6 protein-coding genes are annotated in these 4,628 nt (G+C 62.4%); 2 read left to right on the top strand and 4 right to left on the bottom strand.

The features are described from left to right. Positions 1–316 precede the first annotated feature (316 nt). Both WBV42_RS15880 and WBV42_RS15875 read right to left on the bottom strand, forming a co-directional pair. Positions 317–1,126 carry a lipoate--protein ligase family protein gene (locus tag WBV42_RS15880; protein WP_423986886.1) on the bottom strand — a complete coding sequence of 270 codons (810 nt, stop codon included), beginning with the start codon at positions 1,124–1,126 and terminating at the stop codon, positions 317–319. A 64-nt stretch (positions 1,127–1,190) separates the two neighbouring features. Further along, positions 1,191–1,565, bottom strand: coding sequence for a DUF7475 family protein (locus WBV42_RS15875; protein WP_253226460.1), 375 nt, complete (start codon positions 1,563–1,565; stop codon positions 1,191–1,193). Positions 1,566–1,785: 220 nt separating this feature from the next. Between WBV42_RS15875 and WBV42_RS15870 the strand changes: the two genes are divergently transcribed. Next, complete coding sequence (locus tag WBV42_RS15870; protein WP_423986885.1) at positions 1,786–3,072, top strand: TIGR00341 family protein; 1,287 nt, start codon at positions 1,786–1,788, stop codon at positions 3,070–3,072. Positions 3,073–3,260: 188 nt separating this feature from the next. On the opposite strand, the gene WBV42_RS15865 is transcribed toward WBV42_RS15870, so the two are convergent. Then, entirely contained in the window at positions 3,261–3,611 is a 351-nt protein-coding gene (locus tag WBV42_RS15865; RefSeq protein WP_423986884.1) for a DsrE family protein, read from the bottom strand. 121 nt (positions 3,612–3,732) lie between these two features. Between WBV42_RS15865 and WBV42_RS15860 the strand changes: the two genes are divergently transcribed. Then, entirely contained in the window at positions 3,733–4,068 is a 336-nt protein-coding gene (locus WBV42_RS15860) for a cupin domain-containing protein (protein WP_423986883.1), read from the top strand. Between the two features lie 20 nt (positions 4,069–4,088). Here the strand turns inward: WBV42_RS15860 and WBV42_RS15855 are convergent. Next, positions 4,089–4,628: pyridoxal phosphate-dependent aminotransferase (locus tag WBV42_RS15855; protein ID WP_423986882.1), on the bottom strand; the 540-nt coding region annotated here is incomplete at its 5' end.

Raw genomic sequence — 4,628 nt, 5'->3', positions numbered from 1 at the left:
GGGGGGGGGCGTATAGATATATTGTCTGGGCACGGGCTCTGAATAAATATGGACCCATGAATTTATTGACCATACTGGTCAATATTTAGCCATGCCGACTGACGCAGCGGACTCTGAACACGATCGGTCCATTCAGATCCCATTCGAAGCACAAGTTGGGGTTGCACTAGTCTCACTAGTGTACGGCGTGGCAGTCCTCTCCAATACTATCCAGAACCAAATTCCGGCAGTCGTGTGGTTCGCGGTCGCTGCTGGCCTGTTGGGATATGCTGTGCATCAGATTCGATTTTCCTGAGACACTCGTAGAGAATTCACCTCACGCGGTCGGGTCCTCGTGGCGCTGTGTCCAGGGTTCGCTCTCGAATTTCGCTTTCGCGTGCTCGCGTGCGCGGGCCACCTCGTCGTCCGTCCACTCGCCGTCGGCCGCGTCCCCCCAGTCGCCCAGCGCCTCCTCGACGGCGGTCACGGCGTCGGCGCGGTCGATACTGACTTCCTCGTTGATGGTCGTCACGCGTTCGTGGAACTGCGCCGCCGTCGTCTCGGGGTTCGCAAACGTCGAGAGGTGGCGTTTCGCGTCGAGTGCGAACTTCAGGGAACCGTGCTGGATGACGGCGTCCTTGCGCCGATACTGGGCGTTACCGCTGATCTTCCGCCCGTTCGCCACGATATCGTGGGCGGGGTGGAGTTCCCGGAGGTAACACGCCGGTTCGTGGATGACCGGAAGCTTCTCCTCGGTAAACCTCGCGTCGACGCCCATCCGCTCGAACGCGTCGAAAATCGGTTCACAGAGCAGTTCGTAGGTCACCATCAGGTTCCCCGGCAGTTCGTCGGCGGGTGCGATGATGGAGTAGGAGATGTCGCCGTAGTTGTCGTGATAAATGCCGCCGCCGCCGGTCGGCCGCCGCGTGACGGTGATCCCTTCGTCCTCGCAGAACTCCCAATCGACCGTTTCGGGTTCCTGACGGTAGCCGAGCGACAGGGTGCTCGGGTCCCAACGATACACACGAAGGGTTCGCGGGCCGCCGTTCGCGGCGGTCTCGGCTGCGATTTCGTCAAGTGCCATGTTCAGCGGTCCGTCCCACGATTCTTCTCGAACGAGTCGCCACTCCCTATCCGCCAGCGTCATGCTACGACGTTCGCATGGCTGGACGAAATCGGTTACGGACGACCGACGGCAAGAAAATCCTCCGCTACTCGCTCACGCCCTGCCACAGCAGGAACAACACGACGATGAGCAGGAGTTGAACCAGTTTGTCCGCGAGTCCGAGCGGATCGTAGACGTTCGGCCACCGCAGACCGAAGTAGGCGGCGAACTGGATGCCCGTGTAGGCGATGCCGACCGGATACAGGACTTCTCGATCGAATCCCAGCCAGAGGAGGACTATCGCCCCGAAAAAGCCGAGTCCGGCGAGGATGAACAACACGCCGATGAAACCCTCGCCGAGGTCCTCTATCCCCTCGTAGATGTGAATCACACCGGTAATCGCCGCCAGCAGGATACCGACGTAATCGAGCGACACCAACGCGGTGGAACGGTCGAACCACGAACGAGTTTCGGTCGCCATACGAGCGTCCCAACCGGGAATCGGTTAGCGATGACGGCCACCGGTTTTCAGCCCGACCAATGGAATCGTTGGTTTACGGTCGGTCGATTCGAAACGGAACGGAATGATCGACCACGGACAGAAGATCACCGGTTCGTTCGTCAACACCGTCGTCGTCACGGTGTCGTCGAGGCGTGAGAACTACACAACCAACTAAATATTTCGCCGTCGTAACAGGTTTATGCGCCTTGTACAGGTGCTCGTTCCGCGCGGTAAGCGAGACGCGGTTCTCGATGCGTTGGACGAGGAGGGGGTGGACTACGCGGTGTTCGACGAAACCGGGCGGACGGAGTTCTCCGCGCTGGTCACGTTTCCGGTGCCGCCGAGTGCCGTCGAGCCGATTCTCGAAAAGTTACGTATGGCGGGGGTAGAAGAGGACGCGTTCACCATCGTTCTGCAACCCGAAACCGTGGTGTCGAAGCGAATCACCGAACTCAAGCAGCGCTACTCGGGGTTCAACATCGCCCGCGAGGAACTCCGCGAGCGGGCGGCCGAGATGGCCCCCGAGAGTTCGACGTTCTTCTCGATGACGTTCATCAGCACCATCATCGCCGCGACCGGCCTGCTCCTCGATTCGTCGGCCGTCATCATCGGCGCGATGGTCATCGCGCCACTGATGGGTCCGGCGATGGCGGCCAGCGTGGGGACGGTCGTTGACGAGCCAAAACTGGCGGAGCGGGGCGTCCAGTACCAGATAACCGGCCTGCTGGTCGCCATCGCGAGCGCGGCCTTGTTCGGCTATCTCGTCCGCGGGACGGTGCTCGTCCCGCCCGGCCTCGACATTCGGACGGTTCCGGCCATCACGGAGCGGTTCACGCCGAACTTCCTCTCCTTACTGCTGGCCCTCGGTGCGGGTGCGGCGGGCGTCATCAGTCTCATGCGCGGTGCCGGATCGGTCATCGTCGGCGTGATGATCGCCGTCGCGCTCGTTCCTCCGGCGGCGACGGTCGGTCTCGGCATCGCGTGGCTCGATTTCGGTGTCGCACTGGGCGCGACCGTGAACGTCCTCGTAAACCTGCTGTCGATAAATCTCACCGCGCTGGCGTTGCTGTGGGTGTCGGGCTATCGTCCCGAACGGGTGCGGTCCGTCGGCGAAGCCCGTTCGAGAACCCTCTGGCGGATCGCGGTCATCCTCGTCGCCATCGCCGTGCTCTCGCTCGGCTTGGGTCTCGTCACCTACGGGACGAACCGAACCACGGTGTACCAAGAGCAAGCGAAGGGTGAAGTACAACACATGTTCGTCGGCCCGAACGCGGAGTACGCAGGCTACCAACTCGTGGACACCACGGTCACCTATGGACCGCTGGATTTCTATCAGGAGAAACCCGCTCACGTTCGCATCGTGACCGACCCGGAAGGGGAACCGCCGAACGACCTCGCACAGCAAATCGACCGAAAAATAACGCAGCGCACGGGACAGAAGACGACCGTCGAGGTCGTCTTCGTCCGATCACAGGAGTCGTCCTAGTCGCCTCGGCGGAATCGGCGTATCCCGATAGTCGGTAGGGATTTCGTGATCGACATACGACGTGAGTCCGTGACGGAGACCTCGAAAGCCGGACTGTTACACCCTTACGCGGGCGGCGACGACCACTACGCGGTGTACTTCGAGGACCCCGAACGGATCAAGGTCGAACTCGTCGCGCCGGAGTGATACTACGGCGCTTTGATGTAGCCGTACCCCTCGCCCTGCAATCTGGCGAGTTCGCCGGATCCGGATGGAACCCCCTCCACACCGGGAAGCAAATCGTCGTCCGTCGCGCCCATACCCCGGAGTGCGTTCCGGCAGGCGCGGAGGGCGACGTCCCGATTTTTCATCTCTTCGACCAACTCCGACAGTGCGCTCGTCGCTTCGACGAACATCCGGACACCCGCGCCGTTGGCGAGGACGACGATGTCGTCGTCCGGCCCGGAGACGTTTTCATCCATCAGGAGGTTCAGCGTGTTCGCGATGGCTTCCCGCTGGTCGTTCGGGTCGGGGCTGGAAACGTGGATGACGGTCTTCATCACAGGGCGGGCAACGCGGAGGGGCATAACCGGAGTACGAATTCGTCGGACCGTTTCGGAGCGGGATGATACTGCCAACTGTTAACACGGTTGGTGGCTTCCTCCCAATGGGGGAACAAATATGAGCGACTCATCGACACCGGAGTACAGTCCGTTCGTCACGCCGGAGAGCCCGGGCGAACGAATGGGGTTCGACGGGTGTGACGTCCACGTTGTCCATCACGACCCCGGTACCGAACGGGAAGAACACACACACGGCGAGGAACACATCATCTTCATCCGGGCGGGGCGGATGGAGTGGAGCGTGGACGGCGAAGCGCACGAAACCGGACCGGGCGACACCATCGTCACGCCAGCGGACGTGCCGCACGGGTGGAAGGTGCTCGGCGACGAGCCATCACAAGTCGTCTGTGTCACCGCACCGCCGGAACCCGAGAGCGAACCCGGCGAGCGGTAAAAAGGGCTGTCGTTCGCGCGCTATCGCCCGCGGACGAACGTTTCGATTCGGTTCATGGCCTCGCGCAGGTCGGCCATGCCGGTCGCGTAGGAGGCGCGGAAGTGGCCCGCGCCGCCGTCCCCGAACACGCTTCCGGGGACGACGGCCACGCCCTGTTCCGTGAGGAGTTCCTCGGCGAACGCCTCGTCGTCGCCGCCGCAAGCCGGGAACGCGTAGAACGCGCCGCTGGCCTCGAAGCACTCCAGACCCATCTCCTCGAACCGCGAGAGGACGAACCGACGACGGCGATTGTACTCGTCGTGCATCTCGACCACGCTGTCCTCGCAACTACGGAGCGCCTCCAGCGCGGCGTACTGTGCGGTGACGGGGGCCGAAAGCATCGAATACTGGTGAATCCGGTTCATCGCCGTGATGGTTTCGGGCGGGGCGAGCGCGTAGCCCAACCGAAGCCCGGTCATCGCGTAGGCTTTCGAGAACCCGTTGAAGACGACGGTTCGCTCGCGCATGCCGGGGAACGTGGCGATGGAGGTGTGGTCGCCGTCGTAGGTGAGCGCGGCGTA

Source organism: Haladaptatus sp., assembly GCF_049589095.1.
In the GTDB taxonomy this organism is placed as follows: domain Archaea; phylum Halobacteriota; class Halobacteria; order Halobacteriales; family Haladaptataceae; genus Haladaptatus.
The sequence above is the reverse complement of the archived record's forward strand: the minus strand, read 5'-3'. Positions and strand labels throughout refer to the sequence as shown.

Bases quoted from the DNA above. Each gene is read 5' to 3' on its own strand.
- WBV42_RS15860 (WP_423986883.1), top strand. From the start codon at position 3,733: ATGAGCGACTCATCGACACCGGAGTACAGTCCGTTCGTCACGCCGGAG.
- WBV42_RS15870 (WP_423986885.1), top strand. From the start codon at position 1,786: ATGCGCCTTGTACAGGTGCTCGTTCCGCGCGGTAAGCGAGACGCGGTT.
- WBV42_RS15875 (WP_253226460.1), bottom strand. From the start codon at position 1,565: ATGGCGACCGAAACTCGTTCGTGGTTCGACCGTTCCACCGCGTTGGTG.
- WBV42_RS15865 (WP_423986884.1), bottom strand. From the start codon at position 3,611: ATGAAGACCGTCATCCACGTTTCCAGCCCCGACCCGAACGACCAGCGG.
- WBV42_RS15880 (WP_423986886.1), bottom strand. From the start codon at position 1,126: ATGACGCTGGCGGATAGGGAGTGGCGACTCGTTCGAGAAGAATCGTGG.